Source organism: Acinetobacter sp. YH01005 (assembly GCF_013420465.1).
GTDB classification, from domain to species: Bacteria; Pseudomonadota; Gammaproteobacteria; order Pseudomonadales; family Moraxellaceae; genus Acinetobacter; species Acinetobacter amyesii.
This window is the reverse complement of the sequence record NZ_VOYA01000019.1, coordinates 1-15,436: the sequence shown is the minus strand read 5'-3', so window position 1 is coordinate 15,436 and position 15,436 is coordinate 1. Positions and strand designations below refer to the sequence as shown.

Genomic DNA, 15,436 nt, shown 5'->3' with positions numbered 1-15,436 from the left:
TAGATTTATAGTGTGATTATTATTGTGAAGTATAAATAAAAAATCGCCGTGGAACATTTAAATTTCACGGCGATTGATTTTTTGAGCTTAAGTTAGGTTTTCTTAATAATGCAAATCTAGGGTTTTGCTTTTTAAATTAAGCCTCAAAACTACTTTCCATTTCTTCTAATTCCATCATTAATTCAAGCATTTGCTCTTCGACAGATTCAAGTTTGGCTTTTAATTCTGTTTGCTCATTCATTAGTTTGAGTAAGTCATCTTTACGACTGGCTTCATATAAAGCACTGTCTGCTAATAATTCCTCAATTTCGTTTAAGCGTGGCTGAATTTTGCTGATTTGCGCTTCATTTTTTTCAATGTTTTTACGAATCGGGCGGGTCAATTCACGCTGACGTGCAGCTTCTTTACGTTGCGCTTCTTTATCGACTTTGGAAATCGTCGGTTTAGTTTCAACTTGAGATTTGATGGGAGTCGGGGCTTGTTGACTATTTTTCATCATGTCGATCCGTGCTTGACGCAGCCAATCGGCATAAGCCACGAGGTCACCATCAAATTCGCGACATTTCCCATGATGTACCAATAATAATTCGTCACAAACACTGGCAATCAATTGACGTTCATGCGAAACCAAAACCACAGCGCCTTCAAAGTCTTGTAATGCCATAGTTAGCGCATGACGCATATCAAGGTCTAAATGGTTGGTCGGTTCATCTAGAATTAAAACATTGGGGCGCTGCCAAACAATCAAAGCTAAAGCCAATCGTGCTCGTTCACCGCCTGAAAATCCTTCACTTGGCGTATCCATGCGTTCGCCACTAAAACCAAAGCTACCTAAGAATGAACGTAATACCGCTTCACTGATTTTTTTGTCAGCGATTCGAGATAATTGCAACATTGGGCTGGCATTGCCATCTAGAGCATCCATTTGATGCTGTGCAAAATAGCCAATATTTAACAGTTCCGAGGCTTTGCGCGTCCCTTGTAATAAGGGAAGGTCACCAACCAAGGATTTAATTAAGGTTGATTTACCCGCACCATTCATCCCGAGTAAACCAATGCGACTGTTTGGGGTAATCTGTAAATTCACATTGGTGGCAATCAGTTTGTCACCATAGCCAATATCGACATGTTCCATTTGTAACAGCGGCGAGCTCATTTTGGTTGGCTCACGGAAACTAAAGGTAAATGGCGTATCGACATGCGCGGCAGAAAGTTCCTGCATACGTTCTAATTGTTTAATACGGCTTTGAGCCTGCTTAGCTTTAGTCGCTTTGGCTTTAAAACGGTCAATAAATTTTTGGAGATGCGCACGAGTTTCGAGTTGTTTTTCATAGGCTTGTTGTTGTTGTGCCAAGCGCTCAGAACGGGTGCGTTCAAAGGTTGAATAGTTACCGGTGTAAAGCGTCAGCTCTTGATTTTCGATGTGTAAAATATGATCAGTCACCGCATCTAAGAAATCACGGTCATGTGAAATCAAGATCAGTGTGCCTTCATAAGCTTTTAACCAATCTTCTAACCACAAAATCGCATCTAAGTCTAAGTGGTTGGTTGGTTCATCGAGTAATAAAAGGTCAGAACGGCTCATCAGGGTACGCGCAAGGTTTAAACGCATACGCCAACCACCTGAAAAGCTTGAAACATTGAGCTGGGACTGATGTTCAAAGAAACCCAGGCCAGCCATCAGCTGTGAGGCTTTGGATGGTGCTGTATAGCCATGGATTTCATCAAATCGGCCATATAAGTGTGCCAACGCTTCATTGTCTAATTGCTCTGGATGTTCAAGTTTATGTTGTATATCCCAATATTCTTCATCGCCTGATAGAACGAAATCAATCGCTTTCATATCGAGTGCTTTGATTTCTTGCGCCATATGCGCGACGGTCCATACCGCAGGACGAGTTAATGAACCACCATCAGATTCCATTCCACCTAAAAGCGCAGAAAAAAGAGTCGATTTACCCGCACCATTTACACCGGTTAAGCCGATTTTCCAGCCTGGATGCAATTGCATAGATGCTTTTTGAAATAAAACACGCCCACCGCGACGAATGGAAAGTTGGTCTAACTGAATCATGGAACTAACTAAACAAGAAGAATGTGAGGCTATTCTAATGGATGGCTTTGCAAAAGAAAAAACAAAGCATCGCAACCATCTGAAAAAATGTGACAGATTCCACGTATTTAGGTATATTGAACTGGCTTTAGTATTAAAAAAATATTTCAAGTTGTTGTTTTAAATGGATTAATAAAACATATTGGGAATATAAGAAATGAGAAAAGGAATTTTAATTTTATCGCTTCTTTCAGGTGTGATGTCTGCACAAAGCTATGCCAATCAGAAGGTCTGTGTGTTCGATTTACTTGGAAAAGCAGGGGAATCTTATAAGCTAATGGAAGAGTGGTCTCTAGCCAGTAAGGCATGGGGAGCACAAGTTCAACTGATTTCATATCAAGATGAATCCAAAGTCGATAAAGATTTTAAAGAAGGGAAATGTGACGCATTTTATATGACCTCGATGCGGGCACGTGCGTATAACAAATTTGCTGGTTCGATTGATGCCATTGGCGGTGTACCGAACAATACCATCGCACAAAAAGCCATTACCTATGTCTTAGATAAGCGGAACAGTAAGCGACTGATTACCAATTCAGGTAAAGATAGTTATGAAGTGGCAGGGATTGGGCAAATTGGTTCAGCCTATATTTTTGTCCGTGATCGCAATATCAATAATTTAGAAAAAGCTGAAGGTAAAAAATTTGCCATTTTGCATTATGACTATGCGCAAAAAGAGATGGTCGACCGTGTCGGCGCTGTGCCAGTCATGTCGGAAATTTCCAATTTTATTCGCAAATTTAATCAGGCCGAAGTTGAAATTGTGGCTGCGCCGGCTTATGCCTTTAAGCCACTCGAAATTTCAAAAGGCTTAGGCACTACTGGGGCGATGGTGAATTTTCCTGTGGTGAATGTCACGGCAGACCTGATTATTCGTAACAATAAATTCCCAGATGGTTTTGCAGAGCCTTCTCGGCAATGGTTCGTTAAACAATTACCGAAAAGTTTTGCCATGGTAAAACGCATGGAAGCTGAAATTCCTGCCAAATATAAGATGAATCTCAGCAAAGATGATCAGTTGAAATATCAGAAAATATTGCGTGAAGGACGGATGGATTTAACCAAACAAGGAATCTACGACTCCACCATGATGACGGTACTGAAAAAAGCACGTTGTACGATTGAGCGAACCAATTTTGAGTGTTCAGTGGCGGGTGAATAAGCTTTTTTCTGTATTTCTTTGTAAAGTTTCATAAAAAGGCTGTAAATGCAAAAAGCCTTTTTTGCATACAACATGATGATTATATTTATAATTTTGCCTTAAATAAAAAAGTGATATTAATCACAAAAAAACAGAATGTGCCAAAATGACATAAATAAATGGAGTAAATGCTCTATTTTTTTTAAATTAACTTGCTTAATATCGGCGTTGTGTAAGGACACCTCTGAACCATAAAAAGATTTGAAAGGAAAATAGAATGAAAAAAACGCTCCTATCATTGGCTACATTTGCTGCAATTGGCTTTGCTGGTTCAGCTCAGGCAGCAAAAGTAGATATCTGTGTATTTGACTTACTGGGTAAGTCAGGTGAGTCATACCAAATGGCTCAGGAATGGGCGCTTGCAGCAAAAGGCTGGGGTGCTGAAATTAACTTAATTCCGCGTCAAGATGAAGCAGTAGCCGACAATGATTTTAAAGCGGGTAAATGTGATGGCGTATTTATGACGGCAATGCGTGCTCGTCAATACAATAAATTTGCAGGTTCGATTGATGCGCTTGGTGGCGCACCGAGCAATGCAATTGCGCAACGTGCGATTACCTTTGCATTAGACCAACGTAATGCTGCAAAAATGGTCAGCAACCTAGGTGGTAAGAAATACGAAGTGGCGGGTATTGCTCCACTGGGTTCAGCATTCATCTTTGTCAAAGACAAAAAAATTGACTCAATTGAAAAAGCAGCAGGTAAAAAGTTTGCAGTATTAGGCTATGACGAAGCACAAAAAATTATGGTGCAACGTGTCGGCGCTCAAGCTGTGGTTTCAGATGTATCTAACTTTGTGGCGAAGTTTAATAATGGTCAGGTCGATATGGTGGGTGCGCCTGCGTATGCCTACAAACCATTAGAGATTTATAAGGGTTTAGGTACCAATGGTGCGATGTTTAACTTCCCAGTTTTACAAGTGACCGCGGACTTTATTATTCGTCCTGATCAGTTCCCAGCAGGCTTTGGTCAAAAATCTCGTGATTGGTTTGTGAAACATTTACCGAAGAGTATTGCGATGATTAACCGTTTAGAGGCGGGTATTCCTGCGAAATATAAACTTAACTTAAGTGCAGAAGATAAAACCAAATATCAAAAATTATTGCGTGAAGGTCGTATGGATATGACGAAACGTGGCATTTATGATGCGGGCATGATGTCAGTATTGAAAAAGGCACGTTGTTCTGTCGATAAAGCCAATTTTGAATGTTCACTTAGCGGCGAATAAACTGATATTTAAAGAAAAAAGCCTGGATTTATCCGGGCTTTTTTTCGCAAATGCATAGGTCATTTTCGCCATTGAGTCAGCAAAATATTCAGGTAATCTAAATTGAAATCGAGGGCTGTGAGTATATTTAATCATACTCCGCATGACCCAAAAATCAAAAAATGGTTAAAACAAAAACAGTAAAAAACAAGGAAAGTCAGTATGAAACAATGGACAAAGGCATTGAGTATTGCTGCTGCGTTAATGGCGGTGAATGGCGTAGCTCAAGCAAAGCAAGTGGTGTGTGTATTTGATTTGGTGGGTAAAAATGGTGATGTTTTTACCCTGATGAGAGATTACCAATTGGCGGCAAAAAACTGGGGCGCAGACATTGAGCTCCGCGTCAGTCAAAATGAAGCGGTGATTGCGGAAGATTTTAAAGCCGGTAAATGTGATGGGATCAGTGTCACAGGTATGCGTGGTCGTCAATTCAACAATTTTACCGGTTCTTTAGATGCGATTGGTGCAATTCCAGATTTGAAACTTGCGGTTAAAGTGATGCAAGGCCTTGCGAGTCCAACGTTTGCAAAGAGCATGGTCAATAGTAAATATGAAGTGGTAGGTGTGATTCCTGTAGGTGATGCCTACCTGTTGGTGAATGACCGTAGTATCAATACTGTCGCTAAAGCAGCAGGTAAAAAAATTGCGGTGCTTGATTATGATGAAGCGCAGAAAATTATGGTGCAGCAGGTCGGGGCTCAAGCGGTCAGTGCCGATGTAACCAATTTTGGCGCTAAATTTAACAATGGTCAGGTGGATATTATTGGTGCTCCTGCAGCTGTGTTCAAACCATTAGAATTACACAAAGGTTTAGGCAGCAAAGGCGCAATCGTCAATTATCCAATTTTACAAGTCACGGGAAATATCATTATTCGCCCAGATAAATTCCCAGCAGGTTATGGGCAAAAATCACGTGATTGGGTCAAAACACAATTACCTCGTGCATTCACGATTTTAGGCAAAATGAAGTCAGAAATTCCAGCTAAATATTGGATGGATGTTCCCACTGCAGACAAAGCTGGTTATCAAAAAATGATGCGTGAAGCGCGTATTGATTTGACTAAACGTGGCATTTACGACAAGCGAATGATGAAATTGTTATGGCAATTCCGCTGTAAACAAGACCCGAAAAACTTCGAATGCGCATTACAGGAAGAAAACTATAAATAGGTTTTAAATGAATCTTGAGAAAAATACTCTGATTTAACTTTAAACTGTGAAGACTGACCATATATTGAGTATGTTATACTTGAAATATGGTCTTTTCTTTTTAAAGACACCCCAATGACTCAGAGGAATCCATCATGAATGCTCAAGCACTTGTGCTGACTGACAATGCTGCCAATAAAGTACGCCAATTGCGTGACAGTGAAGGTAATCAAGACCTCATGTTACGTGTATATGTGACTGGTGGTGGTTGTTCAGGTTTCTCATATGGATTTAATTTTGCAGAAAGCCAAAACGAAGATGATGCTGAATTTATCAATGAAGACGTGAAAATGTTGGTAGATTCACTTAGTTATCAATATTTGGTTGGTTCAACAGTCGATTATATTGAAGGTCTTGAAGGTTCTCGTTTTGTGGTACAAAACCCGAATGCGACAACCACGTGTGGATGTGGATCTTCATTCTCGATCTAATCAGGATGATGAATTGAGCCATAAAAAAGCCCTCATTTTGAGGGCTTTTTTAATGTTTAAAATCGATATTAGGCTTCAAATTTAAGCGCTTCTAACAGATCTAAAATCACTGTGGTCACGTCTTGACTCAATTGATAATTATTAAAAATTTCATAAGCCGTAATGGTGACATCGGTATCACTCGGAAGCAGGCGTTGTTCTTCTTCGATGAGGTCACGGATCGGCAAAAGGGTTTGTTTGACTTGTAAATGCAAGACATCTTTAAACTCAAGATTTTCGTCTTCGAGTTCGATGAGTTGCTCATTAAAAAATGGTAAAAGTACCGCATGGAGATAAGGTTGAATTTCGGTAATATCAAAAAGCTCAATATCACGGGTTTGTTCAATCGTGCTGATGTGGTCATTCACTTCAATTAAGATATGGTAGTAACTCACATTGCTCTCCACGGAAGATGTCATTGATATAAGGGGATTATTGCAGATCAACAATAACATGAAATGCTGATTTTTGTTGGTGAATCCTGCAATATCCTTATAAATTGTATGGTTTTTTATGCTCAGGGCACACTAGCGATAATACAGTAAGCTTTGGTCTGCTGGCATCAGTTTAAAGTTTTCTAATTGTTGCGCGCCCAAGATTGGGTACATTAATGCAGTAGGGTCATTATGGTGAGATAAGCCGAGAGCATGTCCGAGTTCGTGGGCAAGAGTGAGGCGTAAATCATCTTCGGCATCAAATTGATAAATCTGAATCTGATCGCCCATAAAAACGCCTTTATGAAACTCTCGTGCAGGAAAGCGCTGACTGGCTTGTATCACGCCCGCATTATATTGATCGATTTGCTGGTTATAACTTGAGACTTGTTGGTTAAATTGATCATTTTGCTGATTAAATCGATCTATTTCTTGGTCTAATTGCATCGCTTGTGCTTTGACTTGCGCAAGTTCTCTTTCAACGCGTTGCATATTGGGGCCTTGCGCATGCTCGATTCGGCTCCAACTCATACGTTCTTGCGACAGCTGTGCGATTTCCACACGGATCATGGCTTGTTTTGATCGGAGCTGTTGCTCATTCATCTCCAGACCTTTTCTCGAATTTGCTAAGTTCTCGGCATATAAATCATTACGAGCTTTATCTGCGGCTAAGGTCTTTTGGACTTGCTTATAGGCGTTGTATTGTTTTTGGCGATCATCATAAATGAGATGGATCGCCAGTTGTGCATCTGGGTCATAGATAAATAACGGTTTGAGCGTCCCTTTATGCCATATCTCTGCAGCCTCTTGGCTAAGTTGAATGACTTGTTGTTGGCTTAATCCAAAACGCGGATCGACATCAGCAACCCGATAACGCAATCGGGTATCGAGAGGGTGTAAAAGTCGATCTGAAATTGAATTAAATTTCAGTTGAGGATGCTGCTTGGTTTGATAGATCCACCAAGTACTCAAAACGATGACAACAATAATTAAAATCAAACGCATAGCGTCGCAAAACTTGATTATTTTGCATTAATTTAACTGAAATTTAGCGCTATGCAAATCTAAGTTTAGATTGATGGTGAGTCGAGAAGAATGTGGCTGTTTGAACGTTTGCGTGTTATTTGAATATTGCCTGATGCAGATAAAATCATCCACAAAAAAAACCGCGCTTTCGCGCGGTCTTTTTGAGCTTTGAAAAACTCAGTTAAAGCGACAAATTATTTTTTGTCATCTTTCACTTCAGTGAACTCAGCATCTACAACGCCGTCATCTGCTTTTTGAGCTTGACCTTCAGCGCCTTGGAAAGCGTTAGGATCAAAACCTTCAGCACCGCCTTGACCTTGTGCAGCTTCATAAGCACGTTGAGTGATCGGCATAATGATGTTTTGAAGTGCTTCAGTTTTCGCTTTGATTGCATCTACATCGTTTTCTTTAGTCGCTGCTTCGAGCTCAGCTACAGCAGCATCGATTGCAGATTTCTCATCAGCAGTTACCTGTTCACCAAGATCTTTTACTGCTTTTTGAGCAGAAGAAACAAGTGCATCAGCTTCGTTACGTGCTTTCGCTAATTCTTCAAATTTACGATCTTCTTCAGCATTCGCTTCAGCATCTTTGATCATCGCTTCAATTTCAGCATCGCTCAAACCAGAGTTAGCTTTAATTTGAATTGATTGCTCTTTACCTGTGCTCTTATCTTTTGCAGATACTTTCAAGATACCATCAGCGTTGATGTCAAATGATACTTCAATTTGTGGTACACCACGTGGAGCAGGTGGAATATCGCCCAATTGGAAGTTACCCAACAATTTGTTTTGTTGAGCCATTTTACGTTCACCTTGGTAAACTGAAATGTCTACAGCTGGTTGGTTGTCTGCAGCAGTTGAGAACACTTGAGATTTCTTCGCAGGAATCGTCGTGTTTTTCTCAATGATCGCTGTTAACACGCCACCCATTGTTTCAATACCAAGTGTAAGCGGAGTTACGTCAAGAAGAAGTACGTCAGTTTTATCACCTGAAAGTACTGCACCTTGAATCGCAGCACCCATCGCTACAGCTTCATCTGGGTTCACGTCTTTACGTGGCTCACGGCCGAAGAACTCTTGTACTTTTTGTTGTACAAGTGGCATACGAGACTGACCACCCACCAAGATTACGTCAGAGATGTCAGAGGTTGAAAGACCTGCATCTTTAAGTGCAATCTTACATGGTTCAATTGTACGAGCAACCAATTCAGCAACTAAACCTTCAAGTTTAGAGCGAGTCACGTTGATCACTAAGTGTTTAGGACCAGTCGCATCTGCTGTGATGTATGGAAGGTTGATTTCTGTTGCATTCGAAGAAGAAAGCTCGATTTTTGCTTTTTCAGCAGCTTCTTTTAAACGTTGAAGTGCAAGAGGATCTTGTTTCAAGTTTACGCTTTGTTCTTTCTTGAACTCTTCAACCAAGTATTCAATTAATGCATTATCGAAGTCTTCACCACCAAGGAATGTATCACCGTTTGTAGATAACACTTCGATTTGTTGGTCGCCATCAAGGTCAGCGATTTCAATGATTGATACGTCGAAAGTACCACCACCTAAGTCGTAAACCGCAACTTTACGGTCGCCTTCTTTTTTGTCCATACCGAACGCAAGTGCAGCAGCCGTTGGTTCGTTGATGATACGTTTAACATCTAAACCAGCAATTTTACCTGCATCTTTCGTTGCTTGACGTTGAGCATCGTTAAAGTACGCAGGAACAGTAATTACCGCTTCAGTTACTGTTTCACCAAGGTAGTCTTCAGCTGTTTTTTTCATCTTTTTCAAGATTTCAGCAGAGATTTGTTGTGGTGCAAGTTTCTTGTCGTTTACGTCAACCCAAGCATCGCCATTGTCAGCTTTGATGATTTTGTAAGGTACAAGGCCGATATCTTTTTGCACAGCTTGGTCTTGGTACTTACGACCGATCAAACGTTTGATTGCAAATAATGTGTTTTTAGGGTTAGTCACTGCTTGACGTTTAGCAGATTGACCGACAAGGATCTCGCCATCTTTATACGCAATAATAGATGGAGTTGTACGAGCGCCTTCAGCGTTGTCGATTACTTTTACTTTGTCGCCTTCAAGTACTGCTACGCAAGAGTTTGTAGTACCTAAGTCAATACCAATGATTTTCGCCATTTGGATGTTTCCTCTAAAATTCTTTTATTCCCAAACTCTTCCCTTTCTCAAAGGGAAGTAAAAAGGGATTTACTTGTTATCCGATATGAGAGCCAATCAAAAATTTTCAAGTACTATTGGTTAAAATTTTTAATTCGTCTCAGAAAATTTGTCTTTATGCACCAACCATAACCATAGCAGGGCGTAATAGACGACCGTTTAAGCTATAGCCTTTTTGCAATACTGTCCCAATTTCATTCGATTTGGCATTTGGATCGATGCCCACAGCCTGATGAAAATCTGCATTGAAACCATTTGCAGTATCCACAGCAACCACACCAAATTTTTCTAAAGTGCTGAGCAATGATTTCAGTGTAAGTTCTACACCTTCAGATAAACCTGATTTTTCATCACCTGCCGCAGCAATCGCGCGTTCAAGGTTATCAACTGACTCAAGCAATTGTTTTGCAAATTTTTCCAGCACAGTATCTTTATGCTTTTCAGATTCGCGTTGAATGCGCTCTACACTTTTTTGCGCTTCATATACGGCATTTGCAGTACGTGCTTTTTCAAGTTTTAAGCTTTCTTCTAAATTGGTGATTTGTGCTTGTAAATCTTCAACTGAAACTTCAGCTTGCTCGTTTTCAGCTTGAGTTTGCTGTTCTGCTTGCTCTTGTTGAAGATCTTGAGCGTCTTGGTTTTGCTCAGTCGCCATTGATTTACTCCGTTTAAATGGGTTCTTAAACATGTTCAGTCCTTATAGCTGTGCGTTCAAACGACATCGATGCGTAACTGCCATGCGTTTTGAATTCATGATTAATAGAAGAAATCGGGGCAGGGGATAAAAATTCAAGCGAAGTCAGCGATTAAATGCAGTTTTTTATTCAAAAAAATGGTTTTTCAGCCAAATATCGACTGCAAAATTAAATTCTATGAAAATATAAATTATTGATTTAAATGTATAATCACATTTTGATCGGATTTATAGATTTTCATCATAAATTTTAACGGTTTCTCTTTGTGCCTGAAAATTTGCATAATTTATCTATCGGAAGTGACCATATCCACTGGAGAGAGGGATATGGTGACTACCTCTAGATTTTAGAAACACTTTTCCATGCTGATTTCCCAAGAATCAGCATTTTTTTTGCCTCAAAAATAGTGGTTAATATTTATACATAAAAACTCTTAGTATCAGTTTTATTAAATATTTCACAAAAAATGATCAGCACAGTATTCTTTGTTTCAGATTCTATCGCTGTAGTTTCCGAATTTATTTCGAATGTGTTTTTCATGGCCTGCTTCTCTCATAAGCAGGCTTTTTTTTGCATGAAATTTATAAAAACAGCCACTTAAGTAACTGAGTTGCAAGTTTTGTTGGAATTTATTGTATTCAAAAGCTCTGATCACGCTTTATTTAAAACCATTTATATTTATTTTTTTAATAAAAAACAAAGCACTTGAGTTAAAAAAATGATGTAAAGCCTCAATATAAAAGAAAACTGCCTGATTAATAAAACATTTCATAAGCTGTACCTTGCCTCGTACAAAGTACAACTCAGAAGGTGGGAACTTCACAGAATTATTTTCCATTATGACTCGGGCAAAGTTGAGCTTTGCTTTTAATGATTCAATGAAGGAAATAATGAAGATGAAAAAAATTGGTTTATTCGCTGTCGCAGTTTTAGGTTTTGGTTTAGCTGCGGTAGGTTGTACTTCTCAAGAAACTGTAGAATCTCCAGAAACCGCACAAGTAACGTCTGCAACTGAAGCATCTGTAACGACAGAGCAATCGGGTGCTGTGGTTCAAGCAGATCCATCAGCTCAAGGTGCTGAAGTTCAATCTGCGCCTGCACCACAACCTACAATTCAGCAATAAGATTGTTTAATGCTCTCTGACCTGTAACAACAGGCAGTCAAGAATAGACAGAAGATAGGATGCCTCTTCTGTCTATTTTCTTTTCTATTGCTTTTTTTTACCTTTTCTATTTTTAGTGAACGAAAAAAAGCCCATCATGTAGATGAGCTTTTTACTTTTAACCGATCTGCAAAAACAACAATTAACGGCGATTTTCCCACGCGCGACGACGTTCTTCAGCCGCTTTACGTTGTTGATCTGATGCCTTTCTTAAATCTTGAATATTTTTTTTGCGCTCTTGCTCAATTTGTTTTCTACGATCTTGACTGGCTTTACGGCGCTGTTCTTCTAAGCGCTGACGCTCTTTGCTGACTTTTTGACGATCTTGTTCAGCACGTTTACGACGTTCAGCTTCAGAGTATTTACGCTGTTGCTCTAGACGTTGACGTTCGAGTTCGTTTTTACGACGATCCCACTCTTGTTGATTTTTACGATTCTGTTCCCAGTTACGCTGGTCAAGTTGCTGCTTTCTACGTTCGAGCTCTAAACGATTACGTTGTTGTTGCTGACGTTCCCATGTACGGCGGTCTTGTTCATAACGACTGTCGTAACGGCGATCATAACGATTATCATAGCGTCGATCATTATTATCATAACGGCGGTCATAACGTTGATCATAACGTCCATCGTAGTAACCATCTTCAGGGAATGCTACGCAGCCTACAGCCAAAAAAGCAGTCGCAAAAGACAGAAGGATGATCTTTTTAGCCATGGTGAGTATCCTTTATCGAGAATGGGTTAGCATAATCAACCCATAAAACTTGGGTAAATTGTCAATGACAACTTTATAAAAGAAGATTAGCTTAACTAGGTCTGTACTATGTATGTCGATGTTGAGACTTATATGTGAATATGGTCACATTTGACCTAGATCATGTAGAAAGTATGAAGAGCATAATTCGAAGGATAGAGCATGTTTGCATTGAATGAATCACTTAAAAATATGAAAGATAAAGGCCAAGGTACGGCTGCTCGGTTACTTGATCGTCTTCCTAACTTTGCCAAAGAAAGCCTCGCAAAACGTCTCGATTATCCGTTTATTTTTCCAGAATTAGATCCGCTGGTGAAATGCATGATGGCGGCTCAACTCAAGCAAGGTAAGTCAGGCTTTGTGACCGAAGACTATGTGAAGTCTCGTAAATTATTTGATTTACAGATGGAGTCGATCAAGACCAAGCCGACCTTTGTGAAACAAGTGCAAGATATACGTCTACCTTTACAAAGTGCAACGCTGTTTGCGCGTCATTATCATCCTGCTCCAAATAAAAAATTACCGATGATCGTGTTTTATCATGGTGGTGGTTTTGTGGTGGGTGGTTTAGACACGCATGATGAAGTTTGTCGTTTATTGGCTGTGCATGCCAAAACACAAGTTTTAAGTATTGATTATCCTTTAACACCAGAAGCCAGCCCAGCTCAATTAATGCAAAGTTGTGAAGATGCATTGGCTTGGACTTATCAAAATAGTCGTCAGTTTAAAATTCTAAAAAATCGAATTGCGGTGGCAGGGGATAGTGCAGGCGGCAATATTGCTACTGCGGTTGCACAGCGCAGTGCTCAAAAAGTTTTTGCCCCGCAAGCTCAGCTATTAATTTACCCAGTAGTGGATTTTAAGAGTCGCCACCCATCTTTCTATGCGTATAAAGATGGTCTGGTTCTGACTGAAAAAGATATTGATGTCGTAACCGCTTTATATGCGGAACAACATGCAGTGGCCTTGGATGATCCATTAATTTCACCGACCTATGGAAAATTGGCAGGTATCGCACCCGCGTATATCGTGACGGCAGGGCATGATGTTTTACATGACGAAGGTGAAATTTATTCGCATAAACTCCGTCAGCAAGGGGTGAAAGTGTTTTATCAAGAATATACCGATCAAACCCATGGTTTTATCAATTTAACCCCGGTTTCGCACCGAGCTAAAAAATACGTGATCGAGATCAGTACGAAGTTCCGTAAATTTTGGGATAAACGTAGCTAATCATTCCTTTATATAAAGTAAACCCAGTGTTTCACGTGAAACACTGGGTTTTTATTTATTGGGTTATTTATCTTGGATTTTTGCAGCAGGAAAAACGAGGCTAAATTCTGGGATATAAAAGCTTTGCAATAATCGTGCTTCAGAAAAATTTGGAAAAATGTCCTGTGTGTTGTGCCATTCTACCTGTTTCAGTTTAGAGAGCCGTCCACGAAACTTCGGTGAAAATTGATAACGCTTACCTTCCCACGCTTGTCTGATTTGCAACATCGCTGCAGGGATATGATGACTATTAATATAGAAAGAACGCTGTGAACGTGATTTTTTTAAACGGATCTGCATTTTGTGTTGTTCAACTTCTATAGTACAGACCACTTCATTGTCATGTTGTTGCCATTCAAACTTTGCCAACTCTTTAGGAATACCCCAGAGTTTTTGACCATGAATGACAGAGATATCTGTCGAAACATAAATCTTAGGAATCGAACTTAACCTTTTCTTACTCCATAAAGGGTGATCTAAAATTAGCAATTCGTCATAAGGGCCCACAGGTGAATCATGGTATCGGACCAATAACACCTGAACCACACGACCTAAAGGCGATGTCGCTAAACGGAACATCTGCGCTTGTTGGATAAAACTCGGAGAGATCCAATAATTCAAAATAAAAGCATCGCCACGCAGTTGCCAAGGCGGTAAATGTGTCAATGCAGTGTCCGACGGTATTATTTGCGTCATCATTGTTCTCGTTTTAATAATGGCAGAATAATTACTTTTTAATCATCAAAGACTAATATACAGTCAATAACAAGTACGAGATCAACCAGAAGAGTTAGCAAATGTTAAAACAGATTTTATTTACCGCAGCACTTGGCTGTGTGAGCTTAAGCAGTTTTGCTGCCAATACTATTGTCGAAATGAAAACCTCTCAAGGCAATATTGAAATTGAGCTATTCAATGACAAGGCACCTATCTCAGCTAAAAACTTTGAAAGCTATGCAAAAGAAAAATTTTATAACGGCACGATCTTTCATCGCGTGATTCCTGGATTTATGGTTCAGGGTGGGGGCATGGATGTCAAAATGCAGGAGAAGCCAACAAAAGCGGCTATTAAGAATGAATCAAGTAATGGCTTGAGCAATAAGCGCGGCACATTGGCAATGGCACGGATGAATCATCCTGATTCAGCAAGTAGTCAGTTCTTTATTAATGTTGCAGACAATGACTTTCTCAATAAAAGTGCAATGAATGCGGGATATGCTGTTTTTGGTAAGGTCACTAAAGGTATGGATATCGTCGATAAAATCGTAAAAGTTCCAACTGCGAACTATGGAATGCATCAGAATGTCCCTGTAAACCCAGTAGTTATACAGAGTGTGGTGATTAAAGCAGCACCTGTAAAAAACTAAGCACACAAAATAGGAAAAATATTTTACATGATATTTGTAATAAATATCATGTATTTATGTGAGTAAAGTGTGTTTTTTGAACCATAATGGTGCATAAAAATAAAACACTCGTGTTCTTTGTGAGTGAAAAGCACTTGCACGTGTAAGAAATTGCCCTATAATGAGCACCATACCGACGAGATAGACGGAAACGAACGAAACGCGAAGCGTTGAGTTGTTGAGTTTATCGAAGTCCAGCTTCTAGCATTGACGAGATGTTAGAAAGATCATTAAGAGATTATGAAGAACAACTTG

Annotated in this window: 14 protein-coding genes; 7 read left to right on the top strand and 7 right to left on the bottom strand. The window is 39.7% G+C overall.

What is annotated here, in order from left to right; genetic code table 11:
- Nucleotides 1-136: 136 nt before the first annotated feature.
- On the bottom strand, nt 137-2,074 hold the full coding sequence (locus tag FTT72_RS12605; RefSeq protein ID WP_180050916.1) for an ATP-binding cassette domain-containing protein: 1,938 nt from the start codon (nt 2,072-2,074) through the stop codon (nt 137-139).
- 196 nt (nt 2,075-2,270) lie between these two features.
- Between FTT72_RS12605 and FTT72_RS12600 the strand changes: the two genes are divergently transcribed.
- The 4 genes from FTT72_RS12600 to erpA all read left to right on the top strand — a co-directional run bounded on the left by FTT72_RS12600 (nt 2,271) and on the right by erpA (nt 6,221).
- On the top strand, nt 2,271-3,275 hold the full coding sequence (locus FTT72_RS12600; RefSeq protein WP_180022815.1) for a putative solute-binding protein: 1,005 nt from the start codon (nt 2,271-2,273) through the stop codon (nt 3,273-3,275).
- Nucleotides 3,276-3,531: 256 nt separating this feature from the next.
- Nucleotides 3,532-4,542, top strand: a complete 1,011-nt coding sequence (locus FTT72_RS12595) for a putative solute-binding protein (RefSeq protein ID WP_180005536.1) — start codon at nt 3,532-3,534, stop codon at nt 4,540-4,542.
- Nucleotides 4,543-4,743: 201 nt separating this feature from the next.
- The gene (locus tag FTT72_RS12590) at nt 4,744-5,751 is read left to right on the top strand and encodes a putative solute-binding protein (RefSeq protein WP_180147361.1); all 1,008 of its coding nucleotides are present in this window, start codon (nt 4,744-4,746) and stop codon (nt 5,749-5,751) included.
- A 134-nt stretch (nt 5,752-5,885) separates the two neighbouring features.
- The gene (gene erpA, locus FTT72_RS12585; protein WP_078189499.1) at nt 5,886-6,221 is read left to right on the top strand and encodes an iron-sulfur cluster insertion protein ErpA; all 336 of its coding nucleotides are present in this window, start codon (nt 5,886-5,888) and stop codon (nt 6,219-6,221) included.
- Nucleotides 6,222-6,289: 68 nt separating this feature from the next.
- Here the strand turns inward: erpA and FTT72_RS12580 are convergent, their stop codons facing one another.
- The 4 genes from FTT72_RS12580 to grpE form a co-directional block, all read right to left on the bottom strand.
- Nucleotides 6,290-6,667: a hypothetical protein gene (locus FTT72_RS12580; RefSeq protein WP_168379524.1), complete on the bottom strand. Its 378-nt coding sequence runs from the start codon at nt 6,665-6,667 to the stop codon at nt 6,290-6,292.
- A 120-nt stretch (nt 6,668-6,787) separates the two neighbouring features.
- Nucleotides 6,788-7,699 carry a matrixin family metalloprotease gene (locus FTT72_RS12575; protein ID WP_180178479.1) on the bottom strand — a complete coding sequence of 304 codons (912 nt, stop codon included), beginning with the start codon at nt 7,697-7,699 and terminating at the stop codon, nt 6,788-6,790.
- Between the two features lie 215 nt (nt 7,700-7,914).
- Complete coding sequence (gene dnaK, locus FTT72_RS12570) at nt 7,915-9,855, bottom strand: molecular chaperone DnaK (RefSeq protein WP_078194438.1); 1,941 nt, start codon at nt 9,853-9,855, stop codon at nt 7,915-7,917.
- Nucleotides 9,856-10,009: 154 nt separating this feature from the next.
- A complete protein-coding gene (gene grpE, locus FTT72_RS12565; RefSeq protein WP_180178494.1) occupies nt 10,010-10,549 on the bottom strand; it encodes a nucleotide exchange factor GrpE in 540 nt (179 codons plus the stop codon).
- A 936-nt stretch (nt 10,550-11,485) separates the two neighbouring features.
- Between grpE and FTT72_RS12560 the strand changes: the two genes are divergently transcribed.
- Nucleotides 11,486-11,713 (top strand): hypothetical protein, encoded by a 228-nt coding sequence (locus FTT72_RS12560; RefSeq protein WP_252725869.1) that lies wholly within the window; start codon nt 11,486-11,488, stop codon nt 11,711-11,713.
- Between the two features lie 181 nt (nt 11,714-11,894).
- Here the strand turns inward: FTT72_RS12560 and FTT72_RS12555 are convergent, their stop codons facing one another.
- Nucleotides 11,895-12,464 carry a hypothetical protein gene (locus FTT72_RS12555; RefSeq protein WP_168379529.1) on the bottom strand — a complete coding sequence of 190 codons (570 nt, stop codon included), beginning with the start codon at nt 12,462-12,464 and terminating at the stop codon, nt 11,895-11,897.
- Nucleotides 12,465-12,665: 201 nt separating this feature from the next.
- Between FTT72_RS12555 and FTT72_RS12550 the strand changes: the two genes are divergently transcribed.
- A complete protein-coding gene (locus tag FTT72_RS12550) occupies nt 12,666-13,736 on the top strand; it encodes an alpha/beta hydrolase (RefSeq protein ID WP_180027164.1) in 1,071 nt (356 codons plus the stop codon).
- Between the two features lie 63 nt (nt 13,737-13,799).
- On the opposite strand, the gene FTT72_RS12545 is transcribed toward FTT72_RS12550, so the two are convergent.
- Complete coding sequence (locus FTT72_RS12545) at nt 13,800-14,471, bottom strand: acetoacetate decarboxylase family protein (protein WP_180027167.1); 672 nt, start codon at nt 14,469-14,471, stop codon at nt 13,800-13,802.
- A gap of 101 nt (nt 14,472-14,572) precedes the next feature.
- On the opposite strand from FTT72_RS12545, the gene FTT72_RS12540 reads away from it, so the two are divergent.
- On the top strand, nt 14,573-15,142 hold the full coding sequence (locus FTT72_RS12540; protein WP_180005529.1) for a peptidylprolyl isomerase: 570 nt from the start codon (nt 14,573-14,575) through the stop codon (nt 15,140-15,142).
- Nucleotides 15,143-15,436: the final 294 nt, after the last annotated feature.

Coding starts and splice junctions, on each gene's coding strand:
- FTT72_RS12545 (WP_180027167.1), bottom strand. CDS start 14,471: ATGACGCAAATAATACCGTCGGACACTGCATTGACACATTTACCGCCT.
- erpA (WP_078189499.1), top strand. CDS start 5,886: ATGAATGCTCAAGCACTTGTGCTGACTGACAATGCTGCCAATAAAGTA.
- FTT72_RS12590 (WP_180147361.1), top strand. CDS start 4,744: ATGAAACAATGGACAAAGGCATTGAGTATTGCTGCTGCGTTAATGGCG.
- grpE (WP_180178494.1), bottom strand. CDS start 10,549: ATGGCGACTGAGCAAAACCAAGACGCTCAAGATCTTCAACAAGAGCAA.
- FTT72_RS12600 (WP_180022815.1), top strand. CDS start 2,271: ATGAGAAAAGGAATTTTAATTTTATCGCTTCTTTCAGGTGTGATGTCT.
- FTT72_RS12560 (WP_252725869.1), top strand. CDS start 11,486: ATGAAAAAAATTGGTTTATTCGCTGTCGCAGTTTTAGGTTTTGGTTTA.
- FTT72_RS12555 (WP_168379529.1), bottom strand. CDS start 12,464: ATGGCTAAAAAGATCATCCTTCTGTCTTTTGCGACTGCTTTTTTGGCT.
- FTT72_RS12540 (WP_180005529.1), top strand. CDS start 14,573: ATGTTAAAACAGATTTTATTTACCGCAGCACTTGGCTGTGTGAGCTTA.
- FTT72_RS12595 (WP_180005536.1), top strand. CDS start 3,532: ATGAAAAAAACGCTCCTATCATTGGCTACATTTGCTGCAATTGGCTTT.
- dnaK (WP_078194438.1), bottom strand. CDS start 9,855: ATGGCGAAAATCATTGGTATTGACTTAGGTACTACAAACTCTTGCGTA.
- FTT72_RS12550 (WP_180027164.1), top strand. CDS start 12,666: ATGTTTGCATTGAATGAATCACTTAAAAATATGAAAGATAAAGGCCAA.
- FTT72_RS12605 (WP_180050916.1), bottom strand. CDS start 2,074: ATGATTCAGTTAGACCAACTTTCCATTCGTCGCGGTGGGCGTGTTTTA.
- FTT72_RS12575 (WP_180178479.1), bottom strand. CDS start 7,699: ATGCGTTTGATTTTAATTATTGTTGTCATCGTTTTGAGTACTTGGTGG.